The organism is Actinomadura sp. DC4 (assembly GCF_030406325.1).
In the GTDB taxonomy this organism is placed as follows: Bacteria; Actinomycetota; Actinomycetes; order Streptosporangiales; family Streptosporangiaceae; genus Actinoallomurus.
In genome coordinates, this window is record NZ_JAUEQY010000005.1 from 180,364 (window position 1) to 203,789 (window position 23,426).

Below are 23,426 nucleotides of genomic sequence, written 5' to 3' on the forward strand. Positions count from 1 at the left end.
TCTTGCTTCACTAGGGTCGGCTCATGGCGAGAAACGAACAGGATCCCGCGGCGAGCACGCAGCAGTTCCGAGCGTTCGCCAACCGTGGTGAGGCGGCCAAGAAGAGTCCGAACACCGGCGTGATCGTCGGTGTGGTGGTCGGCGTGATCGTCGTGATCGCGGTGATCGCCGTCCTCGCGCTCAGCTAGCGGCGGCGGAGGGAAGACCGGCGGGCGCGCCTTCAGGTGCCGGTCGGTCAGTGCCCTGTTGCCGAAAAGTGCTGGAAGTCCCACGGGCCGCCCCAGGTGCCGCCCCAGCCCCAGCCGATCGAGCGGAACGCCTTGACGACCTTGTCGCCTGCGTGGATCAGCCCGGGGTCCTTGCGCTTGCGGTTGCCGTACTTCACGCACCGCGGGTGCTCGATGTGGCCGTTCGGGTGGACGTAGGGGTTCTCACAGGTGTTCAGGTCGACGGCGTGCCCGTACGCGTGCTGCGACCACGAGCTCGCTCCGGTGGCGTTGCGGCAGTTGAAGGCCGAGGTGTTGTCGGCCTCGATCGACTTGAAGTCGCTGCCGCCGTACTTGTCCACGAGTTCCATGCGCCGGATCGGATAGCGCTCGCCGTACAGCTTGCGGAAGACCTTGACGATCTTGGTGGCGGAGTCGGCGTTCACCACCATCTTGCCCTCGTGGGACTTCTTGTCCATGCCGTAGTAAGTCATCGTGATGAGCCGCAGCCCGCTGATCCCGACGGGACAGCCGGCGTGCCAGGAGTGCTTGACGGTCGCGCGCGTGACCTTGCTGATCTTGGCGGCGAAGGGCCGCGGCCCGGTCGGCGACGGTCGCGCCGAGGGCGAGGCACTGGCGCTGGCGCTGGTGTTCAGCGACGGGACGACGGCCTCCGGCGGCGAGGCGGCGGTGGACGGTTTGTCTCCGCCACAGCCCGAGATGAGGGTCACGCACAGTCCGGTGGCGAGGATGCCGAGGCTCACGCGTTCCATAGCCGAAGGATTGCACGCCCGAAGCCGTGCTTCGGCCAAGGCGATGCGGGACGATGAGGCTCCTGGATCCCGGTCAGCAGAGGACCGATCATGGTGGAAACGGACGAAAGACGCCGGCCGCCCCTCGGCATGCGTGAGATCACCGCCGTGGGGAGCGGACTCGGCACGTTCATCCTGGTCGACGCGATCATGATGTACTCCGCCTTCGAGAGGAACGTCGTCCATGGCAAGGACCTGAACCTGGTCGCCCAGTCCCTGGCCCTGCTGCTGCTGGCGTTCGGCCTGGGCGGCTTCCTGGCCTGGAAGATGACCGGCTTCACCCGCCTCTACGGCGTCGGCCTCATGTGCGGCTGGACGTTCCTGACGCTCTTCTCGCTCGGCTTCTGCACGGGCCTGAACGCCTAGCCGTTGGGTGGCGGGCGCTCAGGCGACTTCCGTCGCCGAGCGTCCGTCGTCGATGATGTACGCGCCGGCGGCGATGGCGCCGAACGCGGTGGGGCTGAGGTCCAGTGCGATGACTCCGCCGGGCAGCACGCGTGAGGTCTGTTCCTCTGTCGTGAAAGTGGCAGGGGTGGATCCGTCCGGGAACAGTCGCTTTCCGGCTCCGACGATGACGGGGAACTGGAGCAGGCGGTAGGTGTCGACGAGTCCTGCTTCGTGCAGCGCCTGGACGAGCTTCCAGCTGCCGTGCACCTGCAGCTCACGGCCGGGCAGCTCCTTGAGCCGGCGCACCTCGTCCACCAGCTCGCCCCGTACGACGGTGGCGGGCTCCCAGGCGGTCTCGTCGTCGGCGAGGGTCGAGCTGACGACGTACTTGGGCAGGGTGTTGAGCTTGGTGGCGATCAGGTCGGCGGGGTCGGTGACCTTCGTCCAGTGGTCCCGGAGCATCCTGAAGCTCGTGCGGCCGAAGAGGAACGCGTCAGCCTCACGGAACCAGCCCTCGACAACCTGGTTGATGTGCGCGGACGCATGGGGGACGAGCCAGCCACCGCGGTCGAAGCCGCCGGTACGGTCCTCGTCGGGCGCTCCGGGGCCCTGCATGACGCCATCGAGACTGACGAAGGTGTTGACGCTGAGCAGCACGAGTTGTTCTCCAGGGTCGGGCTCGACCAGGGTGGTCGGCATCAGGGGACGTTAGCTGCCGGAGCCGGATCCGCTCTTGTACAGAAACGACATCGAGTCGGGCCGGTCGTCGGCCTGAAGTTCCCCCGCGGTCTGCCCGATGTAGCGGCGTAGCGCATGGCCGAGGTGGGCTTGATCGAAGTAGTCGAGCCGGTCGGTCACGGTCCGCCAGTCGTGCCCGTCACGAAGCATGGTCGCGGCGGCGTTGGCGCGGTCGATCTGCTGCACGGCCGTCCGCGACAGCGCGGTGATCGCGCGGTAGCGACGTTGGAGCGTACGCACGGTCGGGCTGTCATCGGCGCATTCGCGGACCTCGTGGTCTTCGTCGCCGAGCCGGGCCCGCGCCAGCAGCCCGGCTCGCTGCAGACGCCGGACGAAGGCCTCGACGTTGTCGTACGCCGGCGCCTCCCAGTCGTCGCCGCCGATGATGATCCGGCCGGACTCGGTCACCGGGAGGGGCGCGAACCCATCGACGATCGTGCACACAGGGATCGGTCGCAGCACCGTGCCGAGGGCGAAGCGGATCCCGAGGAACTCGGTCTCGTCCGCCACCGGGGCGGTCGTGGCCTTCGTCTCCGGTCCCCGCAGCCCGGCGAGCAGGACCCCGCTCTCGCGCCACACGATCAGATGCCAGCAGGTGCGCGCCGCGGAGGTCATCGTCTGCTCGGCGTCGCTCCGGCTGCGCCACACGCGGTCGACGATCTCGATCTCGGCGTCGCGATGCTCGAACTCCAAAGCCACGGTCGCCCCGCTAGCGGGCCTTGGCGACCTGCTCCGCGATGGCGGTGAAGGCGCGGCCGATGGCGGCCAGGTCGGCGGGGTCGATCACGTCGACGAAGAACTCACGTACCGTCGCGACGTGGTCCACGGCGGCCTTCGACAGGAACGCGAACCCATCCTCGGTGAGCTCGGCGTTGACGCCGCGTTTGTCCGCGCCGCAGGTGCCGCGGGCGACGAGGCCCTTGCACTCCAGGCGGGACACGGTGTGGGAGAGACGGCTCCGCGACTGGCTGGCGACCTCGGCGAGTTCGGCCATCCGCAGGCGCCGGTCGGGGGCTTCCGACAGGCGTACGAGGATTTCGTACTCCGCCATGGTCAGACCGTGCTTGGCCTTGAGATCGCGGTCGAGGAGGTCGGTGAGCCGGACACTGCCCTCGACGTAGGCACGCCAGTCGCGCTGCTGGAAGGCGTCGAGCCAGCGCGGTTCGGTCATACCATGATCCTACACGACTGATTGAAGTTTCAACGAAAAACATCCTGCTCAGACTGCGAGCGGTACTCACCGTATCGTCCATACCGCCTGTTCAGCGATCGTTGAATCTTCAACCGGAAGCGTTACCCTGGACATCTCGGCGCGGCACCCGCCCGGTCGCGGAGGAATAGTTGAAATTTCAACTTTGTTGACGAGGGCGCAACCCCGATCGAGGAGGGCACGATGCCTGCCGTAACCGCAGACCCGCTGACTCTGACCCGCCTGCCCCGGCTCCCCGAGCAGGAGACCACCTGGCGTCCCGTCACCCGCGTCATCACCGCCGGCCGTCACCTGGAGGGCGAGGGCTTCGCGGTACGGCGGCCGTTCCCGGGCGTCGACCTCTCGCTCGCCGACCCGTTCCTGCTGCTCGACCACATGGGCGCGGTGGAGTACGCGCCGGGTGAGGCGAAGGGCACGCCCTGGCACCCGCACCGCGGCTTCGAGACCGTGACCTACATCATCGACGGCGCCTTCCAGCACCAGGACACCACCGGCGGGGGCGGCCTCATCACCGACGGCGCCACCCAGTGGATGACCGCGGGAAGCGGCCTGCAGCACATCGAGCAGCCCACGCCCGAACTTGTCGCCTCGGGCGGCATGTTCCATGGCGTGCAGCTCTGGGTGAACCTGCCCCGTGACCATAAGTGGGCACCGCCGCGCTATCAGGACATCGAGTCGCGCGACGTGTCCCTGCTGAGCAGCGACGACGGCTCGTCCCTCGTACGAGTGATCGCCGGCGAGCTGGCCGGGCACAAGGGGCCCGGCGTGACGTACACCCCGATCACCTACCTCCACGCCACCGTCGCGCCCGGCGCGAAGCTGACCCTGCCCTGGCCCCGTGAGTTCAACGCCATGGTGTACGCCCTGAGCGGGTGCGGCGCGGCCGGGCCGGGCGACCGCCCCGTCGACGAGGGGCAGCTCGCGGTGTTCGGGAAGGGCGACGCCCTGAGTGTGACCGCGGCCGACTCGCAGCCGCTCGCGGCCAAGGGCGGCTGGGAGATCCTCGTCCTCGGCGGGCTGCCGATCCGCGAGCCCGTGGCCAGATACGGCCCCTTCGTGATGAACACGCGCGAGGAGATCGTCGAGGCGTTCCAGGACTTCCAGGCAGGTCGGATGGGCACCGTACCGGCCGAGCGCATGCCGCACCGCGGCAGCGCCGACGAGTCCGTGGAGGCCTGACGCCTATACATACAGACTGTATGTATGTAAAAGTGAGCGCCCCTTGATCGTACGGAGAGGCGCTGCCATGGAACGGGCCGAGACCATCACCGGAGTGTTCGCCGAGTACGACGCGTTCGCGGAGCTGATCTCCCCGCTCTCGCCGGACGAGTGGCGGGCGCCGACGCGCTGCGAGGGCTGGCAGGTGCGCGACGTCGCCGGCCACGTGGCCGGCACGGCGATCGACGTGTCGTCCGGCGCCGTCGGCTCGCGCACCCCGGAGGACCAGGCGCGGGCGCTGCGGGACGAGACGCCCGCCGAGCTCGCCGGCCGTCTTCGCGACGCGGCCGATCGCGTACGGCCGTTCTTCACCGCGCTGAACGAGGAGGCGTGGGCCGGCCCGAGCCCGGTGGCCGACCGGTCCCTCGGCAACGCCGTCCTGACGCTCGTGTACGACACGTTCGTGCACGCCGACGACATCCGTACGGCGCTGGGGCGTCCCGCCGCCCGTGGCGCCGGCCTGGAGGCGAGCCTGCACTGGGTCGGCGAGGAGCTCGAACGCCGCGGGTGGGGGCCGGCGCGCATCGCGCTCGACGGCGTGGACGAACGATCGATCGGCACCGGCGGCCCGGTCCTGCGCGGCGATCCGTTGCGCTTCGTGCTCGCCGCCACCGGCCGCGTGGACCCGGCGGAGTTCGGGGTGGACGAGAGCGTCAACATCTACTCCCTACGATGAGCGCATGAGCCGCAAGGTCGAGCAGGGCGAGGCGACGCGTGGGGCCCTTGTGGGCGCCGCCGTCGCCCTGTTCACCGCCAACGGCTTCGCGGACACCTCGACCACCGAGATCGTCCGGCGCGCCGACGTGACGCGCGGGGCGCTCTACCACCACTTCGCCGACAAGGAAGAGCTCTTCCGTGCCGCGTACGAGGCGATCGAGGAGGACATCTTCGAGCGCTGCCTGGCCGCCGCCCACGGCCGTGAGGGCGTCGCCGCGCTGAAGGCCGGCGTCGGCGCCTACCTCGACGCCTGCATGGAGCCGCAGGTCCGGCGCATCCTGCTCATCGACGGCCCGCTGGTGCTGGGCTGGGAGCGCTCGCTGCGCTTCGACGACCCGCACTGCGCGCGCCGGCTGCTGCGGGCCTCCGTGGCGTCGCTGGCGCCCGGCCCGCCCGAGCCGCTCGCCCACCTGCTGTTCGGGGCGTTGCAGCAGGGTGGCCTGGTCGTCGCGGACGCGCACGGACGGCGCGCGGAGATGGGTGCGGCGATGAACGCGCTGGTCGATTCTTTGTTCGAAAAATAGCCCGCTTTCCCCTGACGGCCTCGCGCCCCGTGCGCTACCGTGAGGACCTCTTCGAACAGAGGTTCGACAGTCTGCGTGCGTATTGACGGGGAGGCGGGGCCGGTGGCGACACTCAGCGCTCCGGGCGCGACGCGTTGCCGGCGTGGGCCGCGCGCGACACGCCGTAGCACTTTCTACGGAAATCTACGGCCGCAGCTATATTCCCTCATAAAGTCCGAGAGCGTGGATCCCGTTCGCAATCCCTACGCCCCCGGCGCCGGCCAGCGGCCGCCCGAGCTCACCGGCCGCGACCGCGAGTTGCAGCAGTTCGACGTCGTGCTGGAGCGTGTCGCCCGCGGCCGTCCCGAGCGGAGCATGATCCTCACCGGGCTGCGCGGGGTCGGCAAGACCGTCCTGCTCAACACGTTCCGGTCGATGGCCATCCAGAAGCTCTGGGGCACCGGCAAGATCGAGGCGCGGCCCGACCAGTCGATCCGCCGCCCCGTCGCCGCCGCCCTGCACATGGCCGTACGCGAGCTGGCGCCACGGCACCGCGCGCCCGATCGCATCGAGGAGTTCCTCGGCGTGCTCAAGGCGTTCGCCCAGGCCGACGCCGAGCCCGCCAAGGGCAAGGCGCCGATCCGCCGGTGGAATCCCGGCATCGACGTGCCCGCGGCGCGCGGCCGGGCCGACTCCGGCGACCTGGAGATCGACCTCACCGAGTTGTTCGTCGACGCGGCCTCGGTCGCCACCGACCTCGGCGTCGGCGTCGCGCTCTACGTCGACGAGATGCAGGACATCCCGTCCGACGACGTCTCGGCGCTGTGCGCCGCCTGCCACGAGCTGTCCCAGAGCGGCGGCCCGCTGATCGTGGTCGGCGCCGGCCTGCCCCACCTGCCGGCCGTGCTCTCGGCGAGCAAGTCCTACTCCGAGCGGCTGTTCCGCTACGCCCGCATCGACCGGCTCGACCGCGGCGCCGCCGACCTCGCGCTGCTAGCGCCGGCCGAGCGGGAAGGCGTGACCTTCACCAAGGACGCCCTGGACGCGCTCTACGAGGCCGCCGACGGCTACCCCTACTTCGTCCAGGCCTACGGCAAGGTCGCCTGGGACATCGCGCCCGAGACGCCGATCAGTGACGGCGACATCCTGGTCGCGGCGCCCGAGGCGGAAGGCGAGCTGGCCGTCGGCTTCTTCGGCAGCCGCTACGAGCGTGCCACTCCCGCCGAGCGCGACTACATGCGCGCGATGGCCTCCCTCGGCGACGAACCCGTGCCGACCTCCAACGTCGCCGACGAGCTCGGCCGCAAGCCCTCAAGCCTGTCCCCGGCCCGCGACGGCCTGATCAAGAAGGGCCTCATCTACAGCGCCGAGCGAGGACTCGTCGCCTTCACCGTCCCGCACTTCGGTCATTTCCTCAGGTCACAGCCGGTCTGACCACCCGCTACAGCTTTCTACGACGCTCTTGGCCACAGGCTAGAGAGTCGTAGACAACGCCATCAACGCATCGCGTCTCGCGCTCTGTTGGCGAATATCATCGCGTCTTGCAAATTCGCTAGACAGGAGTAGATAGACCAATGCCCGGGTGTGCCGCTCAGTCGTCGAAGAGGTCCTCGAAGAAGCTCTTGCGCTTCTTCTTCTGGCGGTGTTTGTCGCCGTAGGGGCGGTGTCCGTGGTCGTCGTCGTAGGAACGCTGCTCGTGCCGCCGGTCGTCGTCGAACGGACGCTGCTCATATCTCCGGTCGTCGTACGCGGCGGGAGCGGGCGCCCCGGACCACTGGCTCTCGGCGGTGACCAGATGCTCCAGCTCGCCGCGGTCGAGGAAGATACCGCGGCATTCGCCGCACTGATCGACCACGACCCCGCCCCGCTCGTACTGCCGCATCTGGCCCTGGCACTTGGGACACGTCAAGGGGATCACGCTCAGTCAACGCGCGGCGCGCGCAGTCGAGTTCCTTATAAAGGCCTATAGCGGATCTGCAAGAGAGCGCTATACGGCGATAGTGACGCGCCTTAAACCGGGCTGTGTACGCGGCGCGGACCGGAGTCGTCGTCCTGCCCGTCGCGCTCGGACTCCCACACCAGGGCCGCCTCGACCGCAGTCCGCCGCCCGCCGACCGGCACCGCGAAGACCAGCTCGGCCGCCCGCCCGTCGACACGGGCGGGGAACACCACGTACCGGTGGCACAGCTCCCGCCACGTTTCGCTGGGCTCCGCCGAGGTCAGGGTGTCTTCGTACTCACGCCAGACGTCGCTCGTGTACAGACGCGCGTAGGTGTCCGCCAGCGGCACGTCGAGCAGCTCGCACGGTGTCGTGTTGCGAGTCCGCCCGACCGCGAGGGCGATCTCCGGAGAGAGCGCCAGCAACAGCCCGGTCTCGGCGACGAGGAGGATGATGCCCCCCGCGCCGGCCCGGCTCAGCACCTGAACTCCGGTGTCCGGAACTCCGGCCGCCACGACGGCGATCACCGTCAGCAGCGCCGCCCGCGCCAGCCCGCGCCCGCCCGCCGGCGCCGTACTCAGCCCGCCGAAGCACCCACAGCCCTCGTCGGTGCCGCGCCGGGCCAGGTCGCCGATGATCCACGTGGCCGAGACGAAGAACACCACGCACGCCAGCCGTACGACGCCGGACGAGGTGACCAGCAACCCGGCGCCGATCACGCTCTCGGCGAGCGCCACCCCGTACACGAAGGGACGCCGGCGGTGCAGCGCGACCAGCGGCTCGGGATCGTCGTCGGGCACGGTCAGCTTGGCGGCGCACGCCAGCAGCAGCATGCCGGCCAGGAAGGGGATCTGCAGAGCCCGCAGCATCTCGATCATGAGGCCCCATCCACCCGTGCCGTGACGTTGAAGCAGCCCTTGTCGAGGTCGCCGCCGAGGTCGACGAAGGCACTCCTGGTGAGTTCGAGGATTCTGCCGCGGGGTGACGTGCCGCAACGGACACACCGGTCACAAAAGCGTGCCGCGAGGCAACCGCACTCGACGATCGGGACACGCGTGGCCCGGCCGGCGCACTCGTTGCGGACGTCGAGCTCGCAGGCGATCGACAGGAACGGCAGCGGTGAGGCCGGGCCCGTACCGCAGCCGCCCGCGTCGCCGTGCCGGTCGAGCGCCGGGTACGCCGCGCCGTACGCGTCCTGAGGGGGGTCGTACCAGGTCGCGGTGCCGCGCAGGACGAGCGGCACCGAACCGGACCGCCGGCTCGGAGACGGGCGGTCGGCGTGCGCGGCCGGCTGTGGCGAGTGGGTCGCCGGGCTCAGCCCGTGGACCTCGCCGCCGCGGCGGACGCCGATGACGTCGATCAGTGACCCGGCCTCCAGCCGGGGGTGGCGGACCCGGATGCGGCTCATGGACTCGGGCGGCACGACGAGCGCCGTACGCCCGCGGTGCCGGCCGGAGTCGACCTCGATCACGCGCCCCGAGCGCCCGGCGATGACCCCGGTGACCCGGGCGATGTCGACCCAGATCCGCTCGGCCACCAGGCCGCCCCTCCCGGCCGGGCGCAAGATGACGTCGCGCCCGGGCTGGAACGCGGTCACGTCGGCCCGCCCCGCGTGCCAGATGAACGCATCGCTCGCGATCGGCACCCGTACCTCCGAGCCGTCCGCGGAGGAGAGAACGAGCAGGTGGGGGCTCGCGTCGACGATGGTGCCTCCGATCCCCGTCAGCGGCCCGGGGCCGGGCTCCTCGCGCGGCGAGCGGCCGTGGACGGCCTCGCGGAGCCGGCGTCGGCGCAGGGCCAGATCGCGGGTGGACGGCATGACGGTCTCCGGGGGTCCTGGACGGTTGGACAACGTCTTACGTGGTCAGGGCACCTAGTAAGACTGCAAGTCAAGACTTACCCTGAGCCTTCATTCTGTCGACTCCTTTGTCCAAATAAACCAATGATGTTGTCCGGGAATACGTGATACTTGTTCGCAAATTTGTGGGGCGCGTTGACCGGAATATGAGATTCGACTTGATCCATAATTACGATCTTCGTGCGATCGTCGGGCCTGTCGGCAACCGAACTCCCCAGCCTTCCGGACGGTCACGTGGGTGCAGAGTCACATGATGAGTTCCACGACTTCGTGGCCGCGAGGCGGTCGACGTTGCTGCGTGCGGCCATGTTGCTGACCGCGGACCGGGCCGACGCCGAGGATCTGCTGCAGTCCGCGCTGGCCAAGACCTACCTCGCCTGGGGACGCATCAATGACCGCGGCGCGCTCGACGGTTATGTGCGCCGCACGATGGTCAATATCAACATTTCGTGGTGGCGGCGACGGAGGATAGAGGAGTACCCCACGGATGAACTTCCTGATACTCCGATCGCCGATCACACCCGACGCAGCGAACTGCGCGACGGCCTCGACCGGCTTCTCGACCGGCTGCCCGCGCGCCAGCGCGCCGCGGTCGTCCTCCGCTTCTATGAGGACCTCACCGAGACCGAGGTCGCCGAGGCCCTCGGGGTCAGTGTGGGAACGGTGAAGAGCACCGTGTCACGCGCGATCGCCAAGCTCCGCGACGAGGCGGCACGCGAACTCGCCTCGCGTGACTACTGACAACCGGGCGTACGCAGGACAGAATCCGACTCACACCCGTGGACTCGGACCCCCGGAGGCCGTCGTGTGGAGCACGATGCAGGACTATCCGCTGACCATCTCCTCGATCAGGCGCTACGGAACAGAGGTGTTCGGCGACAGCGAGGTCGCCACGTACACGGGTGATGGCGTGCGGCGCACCTCGTACGCCGAGCTGGGCCGCCGTGCCGCGCGCCTGGCCGGCGCCCTGTCCGCTTTGGGGATCGACGCCGATCAGCGGGTGGCGACCTTCCAGTGGAACACCACCGAGCACCTCGAGGCGTACCTCGCCATCCCGTCGATGGGCGCGGTGATGCACACCCTCAACATCCGGCTCGCCCCTGAGCAGCTCGTCTACATCGCCGACCACGCCGAGGACGAGGTCGTCATCGTCGGCGACACGCTCGTGCCGCTGCTCGCCACGGTGCTGCCGCAGATGAAGACCGTGCGGCACGTGATCGTCATCGGCGACGCGGACGTGGCGCCGCTGGAGTCGGCGGGCAAGACGGTGCACTCGTACGAGGAGCTGCTCGCCGCCGCGCCGGACACGTACGACTGGCCCGCGCTGGACGAGCGCCAGGCCGCGGCGATGTGTTACACGAGCGGGACGACCGGCAACCCCAAGGGCGTCGTGTACTCCCACCGCTCGGCGTACCTCCACTCGATGGCGGCGTGCACCGGCAACGCCTTCGCGCTGTCCGCGGCGGACCGGGTGCTGCCGGTCGTGCCGATGTTCCACGCCAACGCGTGGGGCCTGCCGTACGCCGCGCTGATGGCCGGCGCGTCGCTCGTGATGCCGGACCGTTTCCTGCAGGCCGAGCCGCTCGTACGCCTCATCGAGGACGAGCGCCCGACGATCTCCGGTGCCGTACCGACGATCTGGAACGACCTGCTGCGGTACGCGGTCGAGCACGACTCGGACCTGAGCTCGCTACGGCTGGTGCCGTGCGGCGGCTCGGCGGTCCCGGAGTCGCTGATGCGCTCGTTCGACGAGATCGGCGTACGGGTCGTGCAGGCGTGGGGGATGACGGAGACGTCGCCGGTCGCCTCGATCGCCCACGAGCCGCCGGGGGTCGCGGACCCGTGGCCGTACCGCGCGACCCAGGGCCGCATCCTGGCCGGTCTGGAAGCCCGCGTGGTCGGCGACGGCGACAGCGTCCTCCCGTCGGACGGCGTCGCCGTCGGCGAGATCGAGATCCGCGGCGCGTGGATCACCGGGGCGTACTACAAGGACGAGGACCCGTCGAAGTTCAACGACGGCTGGCTGCGTACGGGAGACGTCGGCATGGTCTCCCCGGACGGCTACCTGACGCTCACGGACCGGGCCAAGGACGTCATCAAGTCGGGCGGCGAGTGGATCTCCTCGGTGGACCTGGAGAACCACCTGATGGCCCATCCGGACGTGATCGAGGCCGCCGTGGTCGGCGTACCGGACCCACGCTGGCAGGAGAGGCCGCTGGCATCGGTGGTCCTGCGTCCGTCGGCGTCGGTGACGGCGGAGGACCTGCGGTCGTTCTTGGCGTCGCGGATCCCTCACTGGCAGCTTCCGGAGCGGTGGAGCTTCATCGAGGAGGTGCCGAAGACGTCGGTGGGAAAGTTCTCGAAGAAGACGCTGCGCCAGATGTACGCCGAGGGCGGCCTCGAGGTGATCGAGCTGTCTTAGGCCTCCTCGTACCAGGGCACGAGGTGCGCCCAGGCCTTGGTCTGCTCCTCGGCGTTGGCCCTGAGCCAGTCGGTGAAACTCGGATAGTGGCGCTCGGGCTCGCTGCCTTCGCAGTAGGACCAGACCTCGGGGTCGGGCCCGCCGCCTCGTGTGAAGTCGAACTGGCAGCCCTGGTGCATGAGGATGACGCGGTCGTCGTCGGTGAGGAAGCCGTGGTGTTCCACCAACTCCTCGGCGGCCTTCCGGACGCCGAGGATCTGGGGGTGGAAGACGTCACTCCCCTGGAGGAACCGCCCGGCCCCCTTGCCGGCGGCGGCGAGGAAGGCCCGGTACGCCTCGGAGATCGGCCCGGGCTGATCGTTGTCGATCTCTTCGATGAGCTCCTGATCGAGCCCCTGGACGTCCCCGGCCTCAGCCGTGGTCCCGTCGACGATCGCCTCGAGACAGACACGCACCCGCTCTCGAGGCGAGAGCACCCCCCACGAGTTCTCCGTCATGCCACCTCCCTGTGTCACCTTCTCTGATCGACGTGCGGGTGATGCCGAGGGTTCCTGAGAGACGTCCGCGCCAAGTCAGGACCAACGATGAGAGGGGTGAGTACCAACCACTTTGCTCGATGGGTGTGTTGGCCGGTACCCTGTGTGCGGCCTGAGGGCTACCAGGAGGCTTCGCCTAGTCCGGTCTATGGCGCCGCACTGCTAATGCGGTTTGGGCTACTCGTCCATCCGGGGTTCAAATCCCCGAGCCTCCGCACCGCCTGCACCCTCTCCGGTGACTCGCTCACTGGGGAGGGTGTTTTTGATCTCGCGGTCTCTTGTGGTTCTCCAGGGGCGGAGCCGATGAGGGCACTTCCTCACGCGTGAACGGTTTGTGTTCGTCGGCCGCGGGTGCGTCGAGCTTTTTACGCCGGAAGCCGTCGAACTCCCTGGTCAGGGATGTTGCTACAAGCCCTTGAATCCGTCACGCGCCGGCGGGGGTCTCTGCCGTGAGTAGATCCGGTCGGCGGGGCGGACTCCTCTCGTGTCGCACGACGACATCGACCCGGGGCTCCTCGCTGGTGAGTACAGCCGCGACCTGCCTTACGATCTGATGACCTTCGAGGAGCGCGACCGGGGAGACGCCGGCGCGCCGACGCGGTCCGAGAGATCGTGTCCAGCCTGCCCGTGCGGCCCGGTACCCGACGCTAGGAGCCCCCCAACCGTGAAGATCATCGACCGTACCAAGGCGTACATCCAACAGAGAAAGGGACGTGACCGCCGCTCGACGGCCACCGAGCCGGTCGCGGAGCCGACCGTCGAGCCGACGACCGAGCCGGTCGCGGAACCGGTCGCGGAACCGGCCATCGAGAAGGCCACGGAACCGGTCGCCGAGCTGGCCAAAGAGCCGGTCATCGAGCCGGTCGCGGAGCCGGTCGCGGAGCCGGTCGTCGAGACGACCACGGAACCGGCGACCGAGCTGGCCAAGGAGCCGGCCGTCGAGCCGGTTACGGAACCGGTCATCGAGCCGGCCACCGAATCGACCATCGAGCCGGCCGTCGTGCCGACCACGGCGCCCGGCGCGTGCCCACGCTGCGGTGCGACCGGCGAGGCGCCCTGCACGACCCCGTCCGGCAAACCCACGAAGAACCACAAGGGGCGCGAGCAATGAGCAGCGGCGCCGCAGACACCCGGACGGATCCGCGGGCCGGCGCTGTGGCCTAGTTCGAATAACGCCAAGGCCCGCCGACGGATCCACACGTCGGCGGGTCTTGGCGGTGAACGGCGGAAATCAGGTGCGTCAGGCGCCCCTGTCTGCGTACGGTGCCGGTGTGGTCCACACCTACCCTCCGCTCAACCTTGAGGTGCGGACGCCGCGGCTGACATTGGCCGGGGCGACGGATGAACTGCTGGAGCAACTGGTCCCGATCGTCCGCGCCGGCGTCGCCGATGCCGAACCATGGCCGTTCGACGACCCGATCTCCTTGTACGCCGACAGCCCCGACCGTGAGTGGCGGTGGCTGCGCAGTATCTGGCGGGGGCGTGCCCGCGTGGAGGAGGCCTTCTGGCGGCTGTACTTCGTCGTGCTGCTGGACGGCGGGCCGATCGGAATGCAGGATCTGATCGGGTCCGAATTCCCCAAGTTCGGGACGGTCTCCACCTTCTCGTGGCTGGCGCCGGGCCGGCGTGGGCGCGGGATCGGGACGGAGATGCGCGCGGCCGTACTTCACCTGGCCTTCGCGGGGCTGGGCGCGCGCGAGGCCGAGAGCGACGCCTTCACCGACAACCATGCGTCCAACCAGGTGTCCCAGGCCCTCGGCTACACGAAGAACGGCACCACGTGGGACACCCGCCGCGGCGAGGTCGCGCCGATCCAGCGCTGGCTGTTGACCCGAGACGCCTGGGCCCGGCGCGATGACATCGAGCTGGTCGGCGTCCAGGAGTGTCTCCCCGCGCTGGGCCTCGTCTGACGGCCCAGCGCAGTGCAGGCGAATCCTCCCGCGGGCAGGATGGGGCGATGGCCGGAGAATCGTCCTACGTGGAGCGCGCGCCGACACCCGCGCTCGCCTCGCTCGTCTCATCTGTCTGGGTTCAGCAGGTCGGCGACCAGGCCGTGACGCAGCGGCACGTGCCGCACGGCGGTGCCGAAGTGCGGTGTGTCCTCGGTGAACCGCCGCGGCTGCTCGGGCCCCTGACCACCTCGACCTACCACGACATACCAGCAGGAGGCACGGTCGTCGGGGTACGGCTGCGTCCCGGGGTGCTCGGTGGGCTGGCCGGTATGCCGGCCGACGAGCTCGTCGACCAGAACGTCCCGGGAGCCGACATCTGGAGCGACCCGGCCCGCCTGACCGACGTTCTCGGGGAGGCCGCCACGCCGCAGGCCGCGCTCGCGGAGCTCCAGGCGTTCCTCCTACGGTCCGCCGGCGAACCGGACCCGCTGGTGAGCGAGGCCGTCGTACGTCTCATGCCGGCATCCGGCGGCGGAACCGCCGCCTTGCCCGAACTCCTGTCGATCTCCGAACGCCAGCTGCGACGCCGCTGCCGGGCCGCGGTCGGCGTCGGCCCCAAGGAGCTGCAGCGCATCCTGCGTTTCCAGGGTTTCATCGCCCGCGTCCAGGCCTCGGTGGACGAGCGGTCCGACGTCGATCTCGCACGGTGGGCGATCGAGGCCGGGTACCACGACCAGGCACATCTCAGCCGTGAGTGCCGGCGGCTCGCGGGGGCGACGCCCGGCGAGGTGCTGGCGCAGTACGGCTCCGCATGCGCCTGCGGGCACGACCACGCCGCGTCCTACCTCCCGATGCTCCGCGGAGGAGATGGCCGTTTCGTACAAGAGGGTCGGCCGGTCCCGGCATAGCGTCGCGGTCATGCATCCGGCCACACAGCATCCCGAAATAGACCCACCCCGGACGGGGGAAGCGTGATCCTCGTCATCGGCGGTCTGGGGTCGATCGGGTCGCACACCGCGCGAGCCCTGCTCGACCTGGGCGAATCCGTCGTGGTCACCGCGCATCGCTCCAGCGGGCTGCCCGAACACCTCGCCGCGGAGCCCGGCCGCATCGTGGTCGAACCACTGGACACCAACGACCGGGAAGCCGTCCTCGACATCGGCAGGCGGCACGAGATCACCGGCATCGTGCACCTCGCCGCCGCGCGCCACGATCTGCCCGATCCGATCGAGTACCTGCGTACCGACACCTCCGGCCTGCTCAACGTTCTCGAGGCGGCGCGGGCGTGGGGCGTACGGCGGTGCGCGGTCGCGAGCACGATCGCCGTGTACGCGGGGGTGGACGAGGTCCCGTGGCGCGAGGACGCCGCGCTGCCGGTGGTGGCACCGCATCAGATCCCGGTGTTCAAGAGGACCGCGGAACTGTTCGCCGCGCTGGCCGGCGACAGCGCCGGGTTCGAGACGGTGAGTCTGCGGATCGGCACCATCTGGGGACCCCTGGGGCTGCCCGACAACCCGTTCTTCGCGCTTCCCCGCCTGCTCAGCGCGGCGGTCTGGGGCGAGGACGCCGACCTCACCCCACCTCGGCCGCCCGCGTACGCCCAGGACGCGACCGACCTCTGCTACGTGAAGGACTGCGGCCGGGCGATCGCGCTGCTCATGGTCGCGGAGCACCTGAACCACCGCGTCTACAACATCTCGTCCGGGCGGCTGGTCCCGTACAGCGAGGTGGTCGCCGTGATCAACGCGACGGTGCCGGGCGCCGGCATCGTCCTTCCGGAAGGCCGTGATCCCGGCCGGCCCACCGACAACCACCTCGACATCGGCCGGCTGCGGCAGGACACCGGTTTCGAGCCGGAGTACAACGTCGAGCGCGCCGTGCCGGACTACACCGACTGGCTGCGGCGCCACGATCGCTAGCCCCCGGTCCAGAACCACTCGGGAGAAGCCCACCATGACCACACTCGACGCCGAGGCCCGTGCCCTCTTCGCCGGGCCGAACATCGCCCACATCGCCACGCTCCTGCCTGACGGCGGCCCGCACTCGGTCCCCGTGATGGTCGACATCGAGGGCGATCACCTGGCGTTCTTCACCTCGCCCCGTTCGCGCAAGGGCCGTAATCTGGTGGCGGACGACCGCGTCGCGATCTCGGTGACCGACCGGGACAACCTCGTCCGCAGCGCGCTCGTCCGTGGCCGTGTCGTACGGCGTGTCGGCGGCGACGCGGGCTGGGAGATCGTCGACCGCATCTTCGCCAAGTACACCGGCGGCCCGTACCCGCGGGGCGAGGAGCGCGAGGCGTTCCTCGTCGAACCGACCCACGTGATCGTCCCGACGTTCGGCTGAGGAGCAGAGATGGCCAGGGTCGTCATGCAGGCGGTCGTGTCGGTGGACGGCTACATCGCGCGTCCCGATGACTCGGTCGGGCCGCTGTTCGACTGGTACTTCAACGGCGACACCGAGTTGACCGCCGACACGAGCGGCTGGACCTTCCGGGTCTCGCGGACGTCCGCGGCCTACGTTCAGCCCTTCTGGGACGCCATCAGGGTCACGGTGATCGGCCGGCACCTGTTCGACACCACGAACGGCTGGGACGGCAGACCGGCCGCAGGGGACGAACTGGTCGTCGTCACCCACCGGCCATTGCCGCAGGAGTGGCTCGCCGACCATCCGGACGCACCGTTTCACACCGCCGGCTCCGTCGAGGCGGGCATCGCGCTCGCCAAGGACCTCGCGGGCGACGGTCTGGTCTGCCTGACCGCCGGCGACCTCGGCGGCCAGGCGTTCGCGGCGGGGCTGGTGGACGAGGTCGCGATGGACGTCGTCCCGGTGGTCCTGGGCGAAGGAGTGCGCTTCTTCGGCGGCCACGCCGGCACGGTGCTCCTCGACGATCCCGACCAGGTGATCCAGGGCGACCGCGTGCTGCACCTGCACTACACGGTGAAGCGCTGACCGCGGCCGCACAGGGGCGAGGAAAGCGTTGAAGCGCGAATTCGGACTCGCTGTCGAAGCAGCGGAAGTGATTAGATTCCCAACTGGTGCGCGATGCAACTGATCGCCTCGACGCCGGGAGGGACGCCGTATGACCTGTCAGCGATGCGGTCGTCCGTTCGTCCCCGGTCAGGCCGCGTGCACGGGATGTGGAATGCCGGCCCCGCCGAGTTCGTACGGGCCGTACACGCTCACGCCCCCGCATCCGCAAGGGACGCCCCCCGGCGAGACCCGCGTGGAGATGGACATTGTTTCCGCCGATCGGATGGCCGAGATCGGCTTAGGCACGTACCGGCCGCGGCGGTTCGGCTCCGCGCTGGGCTGGATCATGGCCGGGGCCATGCGCACTCCGCGTGGCGCGGTGGCCGCCCTCGTCGGGGCCTGGTCCAATCTTCCGATCGCGATCGCTCTCGGGGCATCGGGCGCCGTCGGAGGGGCGATCGCCGGGGCCATCGGCGGGTCCAGGGAAGCGACCGACATCCCGCTGTTCGGAGACATCATTCCGACGGGCATGTTGCAGGTCGGCGGCATTCTCGGGGCACTTCTCGGAGTGGCCGGCGGTGCGGCCTTCGGGTTCTACAAGGGACTCACCTGGCCATGGACGCTCGTCGCGCATGATTCGCCGCGGCAGGCGCTCAGTATCGCGATCGGGCAGGTGTTCGCCGGAGTCTTTCTCGGCATCGTGTACACGCTGGTGACCATCGCCTTCGAGCCGCTCACCCTCCGGGTCGGCGGGGCGCGCCGGCTCAGCAGGCGCGAGGCGAAGCTCATCATGCCGATCGTGCGGGAGTGCGCCGACCGGATGGGGATCGATGGCCTGCCGCGAGTGTTGATAGACGACGAGCGTGACGTCAACGCGTACGCCCTGACCCGGCATCTCGTCATCAACCATGGGCTGCTGGACGAGTTCAACTACGACCGTGAGGTACTGGCCGGCGTCATCAGTCACGAGCTCACGCACTGGAACAACGCCGATCCCGTCGCGGCGGCTTTCGTACGGGGCATGGCGCTGCCGTTGTACCTCTTCTATTCGGTCACCTGCTGGCTCGTCGACCACATTCGTCAGCCGCTCGCCCGTATCGCCCTGTGGGCGTTCACCTGGCCGGCGGCCGTGACCGTACGGTTCTTCATCATGCCCATTCAGGCGGCCGAACTCCGCGAGGCCGAATACCGCTCCGACCGCGGCGCCGTCCTGGCCGGTCATCGCGACGGAATCCGGCGGGCGCTGGCACGGATGCGCCGCACGCTCGATGGCGGACGCTCCGGCTGGGACATCTCGGCATGCGCCACGCATCCGCCGTACGAACTGCGCCTTGAGGCTCTCGAAGAATCCGGGAAGAGCTATCCGCTGCCCGATCCCGACGCGCCGGCCGTTCCGCCGATGGGGACGCCGAGGAGCTCGCTGGAGAAGGACTGATCGCAGATGACCGACCCCTGGCCGCGACTTCCGCCCTTCCAGCTCGCCCCGAGACAGCAGGTCTTCCTCGGCTGGGATCCGGCCGACCGCTACCGCAAGTGCTGGAGCGACCGGTCCGACTCCGTGGGGATCGTCGGGCCTCCCCGGTACGGGAAGACGTCCGGCCTGATCATCCCGTCCGTGCTGTGGTGGGGCGGACCGCTCGTCTGCACCTCCACCCGTGGCGACATCCTCGGCTTCACCGGCGAGTGGCGGAGGCGGATCGCGGAGGCGCACGGTGGCAAGGTCCTCGTCTACGACCCGTTCGGCAGCGAGTTCCCCGAGCTGTCTCTGCGCTGGTCGCCGCTGGCGGACTGTGAGGACCCCGGCGTCTGCTATCGCCGTGTGGCGGCGATGACCGCCGTGACCGGCCAGGGCATCGAGGACGGCGACCACTGGCGCGCCGGCGCGGCCTCCATCCTGCGCGCGTACTTCCACGCGGCCGCGCTGGAGAAGCTTCCGCTGTCGGTCGTACGCCGGTGGCTCTCCCGGCAGGAGGTACGCGACCCCGTGGCCATCCTGCGCATGTCGGAGAGCGCGGGCGGTATGTGGGCGGACGATCTGGAGGCGGTGAAGTTCCTCGGCGACCGCGAGCGCGGCAGCTTCTTCTCGGTCGCGCGCAACACGATCGAGGCGACGGCGGAGCCGACCGTACTGGAGTCGTGTTCGCGAACGGACCTGGATGTCGACGCCTTCCTGCGGACGAACTCCTCGCTGTTCATCATCGGTCCGTCCCACCATCAGCAGGCCATCGCCCCGCTGGTGGTGGGCCTGGTGGACAGCATCGCGCAGCGCGCGTCCGAACTCGCGGCACGGCAGGGCGGACGCCTGGAGCCTCCGCTGCTCCTCGCACTGGACGAGATCGCCAACATCGCGCCGCTGCACAGCCTGCCGTCACTGGTCAGCGAAGGCGGCGGGCGCGGAATCATCACGCTGTGGGCGGCGCAGAGCCTGGCGCAGCTCCGCGTCCGGTACGGCGTCGAGCAGCAGGCCGCGATCCTCGCCGCGACCACGGCGAAGCTGATCTACGGGGGCCTGTCGAACGGGCAGGATCTCGCCGACGTCTCCTCCTGGGCCGGGGAGGAGCGTCAGTCGTCGGTGACGTATCAGCCGGGGATGGCGGTCGAGGCGTCCGGTCCGCTGCGGCCGGGCAAGGTGGGGATCAGCGGGCACGGGCAGACCGGGTCTCAGCAGACGGTGAGCAGCTTTTATTACCCGGCGCTGCCGGTCAGCGCGATTCAGATGATGCCACCGTTCCACGCGTGGCTCTTCTACCGCAGCGACCCGCCGCTGAGGGTGGAGACGCGGCCGGCCGGGCTCATTCCCGAGTACGCGGGAATCCAGGGCTTCCACGGGAACGAGAGGTAGGCATGACCGATTATCAGTACTACATGGATTCGCGCCGTGACCGGACCATCGAACGTCCAGGGCCGCTGTGGCGGAGCTCCGGTGATAACTGGGAGTACTTGTCGCTCCTCGACTGGGAATGGCATCCGCTCGCACCGAAAAGGGTGCCGCAGTCACCGCCGGTCGAAGTTCTCGAACCGATCTCCGAGCAGCAGGCCGACGAGCTGTCCCGAGATCGTCAGCGCTTCGTGTCCTACTGGGCTCGTTACAGCGAATCGGCCTGGGAATCGGGTGGCAAGCCGTTCACGGTGCTTCGTCGACGGAGTAGCCCAGAGCTTGTACTGGACGAGGCGTTCGGTCGTGAGAACACGTGGATAAAGACGTCGTCGGTGGTGGAGTTCGAGCATCCGGCCTTTAACAATACGCTTTACCTCAAGGACGTCGACGCGGAGACCGCCGAGCGGATTCTGCGTGATATCAGAGGGGTCTCCGGGGCGACCGAGCTGTGAGCGACGCGTCGGCTGGGTGGCGTGGTACAGGCCATGAGGCTCATCTCTTCCTCAGTCCGGAGGACGATGAGGCGGTCCGTGCCGCGCATGCTCAGGCGGCGGAGGCGGGAGGGTCGCTGAATGCGAAACTCGAGGGCCTGAAAGCCGCCAGCACTCCTTACGGTGGTGAACTCGAAGGCCTGGAGAATTCCGTGAAAGGCCTCGACTCGCTGCGGCGAAAGGTCGCCTCCGATGTCTCCGAGGGCGCAGATGCCTCTGATGTGATCGCGGAAACGCGCGATATGAACCGTTACACGATCTGTTTCCCGTCGGAATCGTACTCCGATGGGGTCGCTGCGGGCTTCGACCATCTCAAGGCGCAGGGTCTAAAGCCTTATAAACCAGAGGAAACGCACAAGAACACCTGGAACAACCCTCCGTATAAGGGCATCAATACCACGTGGACGGACCAGGACACCGGTCAGTTCGTCGAGATTCAGTTTCACACGCCGGAGAGCTTCCAGGCAAAGAGCGACAATCATGCTCTCTATGAGCTTTCTCGCTCCGGATCGCTCGAAGCCGATGAGGAGCTGGCGGCGGACTGGCTGCAGGCCCAACGCTACGAGGGCGTGGAAGTCCCCCAGGGACACGATTCGACCGTGCCGGCAAGGCCGCCCCGCGAGTTGGCCACCTCTACGCCCGAGGCGCTGGAGGCGGTTCGCGCGAAGGAGGCTGAGCTCAAGCAGTCCCAGGCGAATGACGCGACGCAGGACGAGCCGGAGTCGCATTCCTCGGGGAGCGCGGAGGCCGACGAGGTGGCGTCACCCGAGTCGGCTCAGGGCGCCACAGACGAGCGTCCGGAGACCGGCGAATCCGAGGATGATTTTCCACAGCCTGTGGACGAAGATGCCGCCGAGCCCCGCGAGGCCGACGCCGCCCCGGAAGAGCAGGGCCCGGGCGAATACGACGAGGCCGAGGGGGCTGACCACTCCCCGGACGCCGAGGGCGCCCAGGGCGCCCAGGGTCAGGACGCCGGCGCGTCGTACGACGACCATGAGGATCATCAGCTGGCGCGGATCGCGGCCGCCGCCGACGAGCAACAGGAAGGCGGCGACCGTGACGACTACGGCGACACGTCGGCCGCTGCGGAGAATCGGGAGCGAGGAGGCGCAGGTGACTGATGGCTGCTGACCGGCCCGAACCACCACCCTGGGTTTGGGAACATCTCTCCGACGAACATCACGACCAGTCCTGGCAGCGTCTCACCGCCTGGGTCGGCTGGCTGGAGCAGGCGTACGCTCCGTGGGTCATGCTGCCGGACTGCTGGCCCGCCCACGAGGGCCTGCGTGCCGAGCTGATCATGTTCTGGTACTGGCACCGCTACGTCATGACCCGGGCGGTGAACCCGACCGAGGGCATCCGCTGGCACGCGGACCTCCGGCGCGCGGCCTACGACTGGCGTGAACTCGCCGGTTGCACGCATGAGCCGCCCGTACGCCACCATGAGGAACTGGCCGAGCACCGGAACCAGAGGACGCAGACCTTCGTGGCCGCGTTCCTGCGCGGTGCCGCGCGGGAGACGAACCTTCGATGACGTCCCGGAGGTGCGCGGCGTGCGGCGCCCACCAGCAGCAGGCCGGCGCGGTGTCCTGCGCCGCGTGCGGTCGCGCCCTGCGCTGGGAGGACGCCGAGGCGCCCGAGTCGGCGGCCGTGGTCGGCCCCGAGTCTGTGTGGGTCGACCGGCGGCCGGTCTCCCGCCGGGTCCGGCTGGTCGCGGTCGTCACGGCCGCCGGGCTCCTGGCCCTCCTCGTCGTCCCCGTGATCGTGGACCGGATCTTCTTCACGCCCGAAGCCGCGCTCCACGGCTTCTTCGGCGCGCTGGCCCACCGTGACGCCGCCGCGGCCCTTCGCGCGGTGGACACCAGGGACACCGGCGACGAGCCGCTCCTGCGCAGTGCCGTCCTGCGCAGCCACGACTACGTCCCGCCGGCGGACCTGAGGATCGAGCGGATCAACACACGCAGCGACCCGGAACTGGCGGTGGTGAGCTTCCGCGTCGGCGAGCGCCGCCTCACCGCGTCTCTGGCGATCACGCGCGAGCGCCACAAGACGTTCAACCGCTGGCGCGTCCAGGGCCTCCCTCCGGTCGGCATCTCGGCGGCGGGCGTGACGGAGATCAGCGTCAACGGCGTACGGGTGAAGACCGACGCCCCCGCCACCCCGGACGCACCGCGAACGATCCAGGCCAGCGCACTGCCCGGCGGATACGCGTTGAGGGTGCCCGACAATCCGGTGGTGCAGGCCACCGAGCAGGAACTCTACGTCGGCGACAGCGGCCAGGCGACGCTTCAGGCGAGCGTGAAGCCGGGCGCGGAGTCCGAGGTCGACACCCAGGTACGCGCCTACCTCGACCAGTGCGCGCAGAGCACGGACACGTCCCCGAAGGGTTGCCCGTTCTCGGTCTTCCTCCTCGGCACGCCGACCAGCCTGAAGTGGAAGATCACTAAATATCCGGATATCACGGTCGTAGTGAGCTCGACCGGGCCCTACGTGCGAACCGGGGACGAAGGATCCGCGACGGCATCCGGCGAGGCCAAGGACTTCAGTACGACAGAGCACTTCTCCGAGTCGGACGCCTTCTCCGTGGAAGGCCCCGTCGACGTGTCCGCCGGCAGCGTGAAATGGACCCCGAAATGACCACCTCGT

General features: G+C 69.2%; 28 protein-coding genes and 1 tRNA gene. 21 read left to right on the forward strand and 8 right to left on the reverse strand.

From position 1 onward, the window contains the following. Positions 1–23: 23 nt before the first annotated feature. Positions 24–188 (forward strand): hypothetical protein, encoded by a 165-nt coding sequence (locus tag QWU11_RS10405; protein WP_290104916.1) that lies wholly within the window; start codon positions 24–26, stop codon positions 186–188. Positions 189–235: 47 nt separating this feature from the next. On the opposite strand, the gene QWU11_RS10410 is transcribed toward QWU11_RS10405, so the two are convergent. Continuing rightward, complete coding sequence (locus QWU11_RS10410; RefSeq protein ID WP_290104917.1) at positions 236–979, reverse strand: M15 family metallopeptidase; 744 nt, start codon at positions 977–979, stop codon at positions 236–238. Positions 980–1,069: 90 nt separating this feature from the next. On the opposite strand from QWU11_RS10410, the gene QWU11_RS10415 reads away from it, so the two are divergent. Continuing rightward, the gene (locus tag QWU11_RS10415; protein WP_290104918.1) at positions 1,070–1,384 is read left to right on the forward strand and encodes a hypothetical protein; all 315 of its coding nucleotides are present in this window, start codon (positions 1,070–1,072) and stop codon (positions 1,382–1,384) included. 18 nt (positions 1,385–1,402) lie between these two features. Here the strand turns inward: QWU11_RS10415 and QWU11_RS10420 are convergent, their stop codons facing one another. From QWU11_RS10420 to QWU11_RS10430, 3 genes are read right to left on the reverse strand one after another with little or no spacing between them, the layout of a single operon-like run. Further along, entirely contained in the window at positions 1,403–2,104 is a 702-nt protein-coding gene (locus QWU11_RS10420) for a dihydrofolate reductase family protein (protein WP_290104919.1), read from the reverse strand. Positions 2,105–2,113: 9 nt separating this feature from the next. Continuing rightward, positions 2,114–2,842, reverse strand: coding sequence for a hypothetical protein (locus tag QWU11_RS10425; RefSeq protein ID WP_290104920.1), 729 nt, complete (start codon positions 2,840–2,842; stop codon positions 2,114–2,116). A 10-nt stretch (positions 2,843–2,852) separates the two neighbouring features. Further along, positions 2,853–3,314: a MarR family transcriptional regulator gene (locus QWU11_RS10430; protein ID WP_290104921.1), complete on the reverse strand. Its 462-nt coding sequence runs from the start codon at positions 3,312–3,314 to the stop codon at positions 2,853–2,855. A gap of 222 nt (positions 3,315–3,536) precedes the next feature. Here QWU11_RS10430 and QWU11_RS10435 point away from each other — a divergent pair, with 222 nt between their 5' ends. The 4 genes from QWU11_RS10435 to QWU11_RS10450 all read left to right on the forward strand — a co-directional run bounded on the left by QWU11_RS10435 (position 3,537) and on the right by QWU11_RS10450 (position 7,225). Then, positions 3,537–4,532 carry a pirin family protein gene (locus QWU11_RS10435; protein WP_290104922.1) on the forward strand — a complete coding sequence of 332 codons (996 nt, stop codon included), beginning with the start codon at positions 3,537–3,539 and terminating at the stop codon, positions 4,530–4,532. Between the two features lie 67 nt (positions 4,533–4,599). Then, complete coding sequence (locus tag QWU11_RS10440) at positions 4,600–5,247, forward strand: maleylpyruvate isomerase family mycothiol-dependent enzyme (protein ID WP_290104923.1); 648 nt, start codon at positions 4,600–4,602, stop codon at positions 5,245–5,247. Between the two features lie 4 nt (positions 5,248–5,251). Further along, positions 5,252–5,812, forward strand: a complete 561-nt coding sequence (locus tag QWU11_RS10445; RefSeq protein ID WP_290104924.1) for a TetR/AcrR family transcriptional regulator — start codon at positions 5,252–5,254, stop codon at positions 5,810–5,812. Between the two features lie 222 nt (positions 5,813–6,034). Beyond that, complete coding sequence (locus QWU11_RS10450; RefSeq protein WP_290104925.1) at positions 6,035–7,225, forward strand: ATP-binding protein; 1,191 nt, start codon at positions 6,035–6,037, stop codon at positions 7,223–7,225. A 157-nt stretch (positions 7,226–7,382) separates the two neighbouring features. Here QWU11_RS10450 and QWU11_RS10455 read toward each other — a convergent pair whose 3' ends face one another. The 3 genes from QWU11_RS10455 to QWU11_RS10465 form a co-directional block, all read right to left on the reverse strand. Then, the gene (locus tag QWU11_RS10455; protein ID WP_290104926.1) at positions 7,383–7,700 is read right to left on the reverse strand and encodes a zf-TFIIB domain-containing protein; all 318 of its coding nucleotides are present in this window, start codon (positions 7,698–7,700) and stop codon (positions 7,383–7,385) included. A 101-nt stretch (positions 7,701–7,801) separates the two neighbouring features. Then, positions 7,802–8,608: a MauE/DoxX family redox-associated membrane protein gene (locus QWU11_RS10460; RefSeq protein ID WP_290104927.1), complete on the reverse strand. Its 807-nt coding sequence runs from the start codon at positions 8,606–8,608 to the stop codon at positions 7,802–7,804. After that, on the reverse strand, positions 8,605–9,549 hold the full coding sequence (locus tag QWU11_RS10465; protein ID WP_290104928.1) for a hypothetical protein: 945 nt from the start codon (positions 9,547–9,549) through the stop codon (positions 8,605–8,607). Before QWU11_RS10465 ends, QWU11_RS10460 begins: the two co-directional genes overlap by 4 nt. Before the next feature lie 273 nt (positions 9,550–9,822). On the opposite strand from QWU11_RS10465, the gene QWU11_RS10470 reads away from it, so the two are divergent. Together QWU11_RS10470 and QWU11_RS10475 are read left to right on the forward strand one after the other, a co-directional pair. Further along, positions 9,823–10,329, forward strand: a complete 507-nt coding sequence (locus QWU11_RS10470; protein WP_290104929.1) for a SigE family RNA polymerase sigma factor — start codon at positions 9,823–9,825, stop codon at positions 10,327–10,329. Positions 10,330–10,393: 64 nt separating this feature from the next. After that, positions 10,394–12,010: a fatty acid--CoA ligase gene (locus QWU11_RS10475; RefSeq protein ID WP_290104930.1), complete on the forward strand. Its 1,617-nt coding sequence runs from the start codon at positions 10,394–10,396 to the stop codon at positions 12,008–12,010. Here QWU11_RS10475 and QWU11_RS10480 read toward each other — a convergent pair. After that, a complete protein-coding gene (locus QWU11_RS10480; RefSeq protein ID WP_290104931.1) occupies positions 12,007–12,507 on the reverse strand; it encodes a hypothetical protein in 501 nt (166 codons plus the stop codon). The genes QWU11_RS10475 and QWU11_RS10480 overlap by 4 nt on opposite strands. Positions 12,508–12,671: 164 nt before the next feature. Between QWU11_RS10480 and QWU11_RS10485 the strand changes: the two genes are divergently transcribed. The 13 genes from QWU11_RS10485 (at position 12,672) to QWU11_RS10545 (ending at position 23,417) form a co-directional block, all read left to right on the forward strand. Next, positions 12,672–12,761: transfer RNA gene (locus QWU11_RS10485), tRNA-Ser, on the forward strand. Positions 12,762–13,210: 449 nt separating this feature from the next. Then, positions 13,211–13,657, forward strand: coding sequence for a hypothetical protein (locus tag QWU11_RS10490; protein ID WP_290104932.1), 447 nt, complete (start codon positions 13,211–13,213; stop codon positions 13,655–13,657). A 160-nt stretch (positions 13,658–13,817) separates the two neighbouring features. Next, complete coding sequence (locus tag QWU11_RS10495; protein WP_290104933.1) at positions 13,818–14,456, forward strand: GNAT family protein; 639 nt, start codon at positions 13,818–13,820, stop codon at positions 14,454–14,456. A gap of 47 nt (positions 14,457–14,503) precedes the next feature. After that, positions 14,504–15,346 carry a helix-turn-helix domain-containing protein gene (locus tag QWU11_RS10500; protein ID WP_290104934.1) on the forward strand — a complete coding sequence of 281 codons (843 nt, stop codon included), beginning with the start codon at positions 14,504–14,506 and terminating at the stop codon, positions 15,344–15,346. A gap of 63 nt (positions 15,347–15,409) precedes the next feature. Beyond that, positions 15,410–16,357 (forward strand): NAD(P)-dependent oxidoreductase, encoded by a 948-nt coding sequence (locus QWU11_RS10505; protein ID WP_290104935.1) that lies wholly within the window; start codon positions 15,410–15,412, stop codon positions 16,355–16,357. A 34-nt stretch (positions 16,358–16,391) separates the two neighbouring features. Beyond that, complete coding sequence (locus tag QWU11_RS10510) at positions 16,392–16,784, forward strand: pyridoxamine 5'-phosphate oxidase family protein (protein ID WP_290104936.1); 393 nt, start codon at positions 16,392–16,394, stop codon at positions 16,782–16,784. Between the two features lie 9 nt (positions 16,785–16,793). After that, entirely contained in the window at positions 16,794–17,390 is a 597-nt protein-coding gene (locus QWU11_RS10515; RefSeq protein ID WP_290104937.1) for a dihydrofolate reductase family protein, read from the forward strand. Positions 17,391–17,670: 280 nt separating this feature from the next. Further along, positions 17,671–18,846, forward strand: coding sequence for a M48 family metalloprotease (locus QWU11_RS10520; protein WP_290104938.1), 1,176 nt, complete (start codon positions 17,671–17,673; stop codon positions 18,844–18,846). A 6-nt stretch (positions 18,847–18,852) separates the two neighbouring features. Beyond that, positions 18,853–20,253, forward strand: a complete 1,401-nt coding sequence (locus QWU11_RS10525; RefSeq protein ID WP_290104939.1) for a type IV secretory system conjugative DNA transfer family protein — start codon at positions 18,853–18,855, stop codon at positions 20,251–20,253. Positions 20,254–20,255: 2 nt separating this feature from the next. Next, positions 20,256–20,741, forward strand: coding sequence for a hypothetical protein (locus QWU11_RS10530; protein WP_290104940.1), 486 nt, complete (start codon positions 20,256–20,258; stop codon positions 20,739–20,741). Continuing rightward, positions 20,738–21,901 (forward strand): hypothetical protein, encoded by a 1,164-nt coding sequence (locus QWU11_RS10535; protein WP_290104941.1) that lies wholly within the window; start codon positions 20,738–20,740, stop codon positions 21,899–21,901. The genes QWU11_RS10530 and QWU11_RS10535 overlap by 4 nt, the downstream gene beginning before the upstream one ends. After that, positions 21,901–22,314, forward strand: a complete 414-nt coding sequence (locus QWU11_RS10540; protein WP_290104942.1) for a hypothetical protein — start codon at positions 21,901–21,903, stop codon at positions 22,312–22,314. The genes QWU11_RS10535 and QWU11_RS10540 overlap by 1 nt, the downstream gene beginning before the upstream one ends. Next, on the forward strand, positions 22,311–23,417 hold the full coding sequence (locus QWU11_RS10545) for a hypothetical protein (RefSeq protein WP_290104943.1): 1,107 nt from the start codon (positions 22,311–22,313) through the stop codon (positions 23,415–23,417). Before QWU11_RS10540 ends, QWU11_RS10545 begins: the two co-directional genes overlap by 4 nt. Positions 23,418–23,426: the final 9 nt, after the last annotated feature.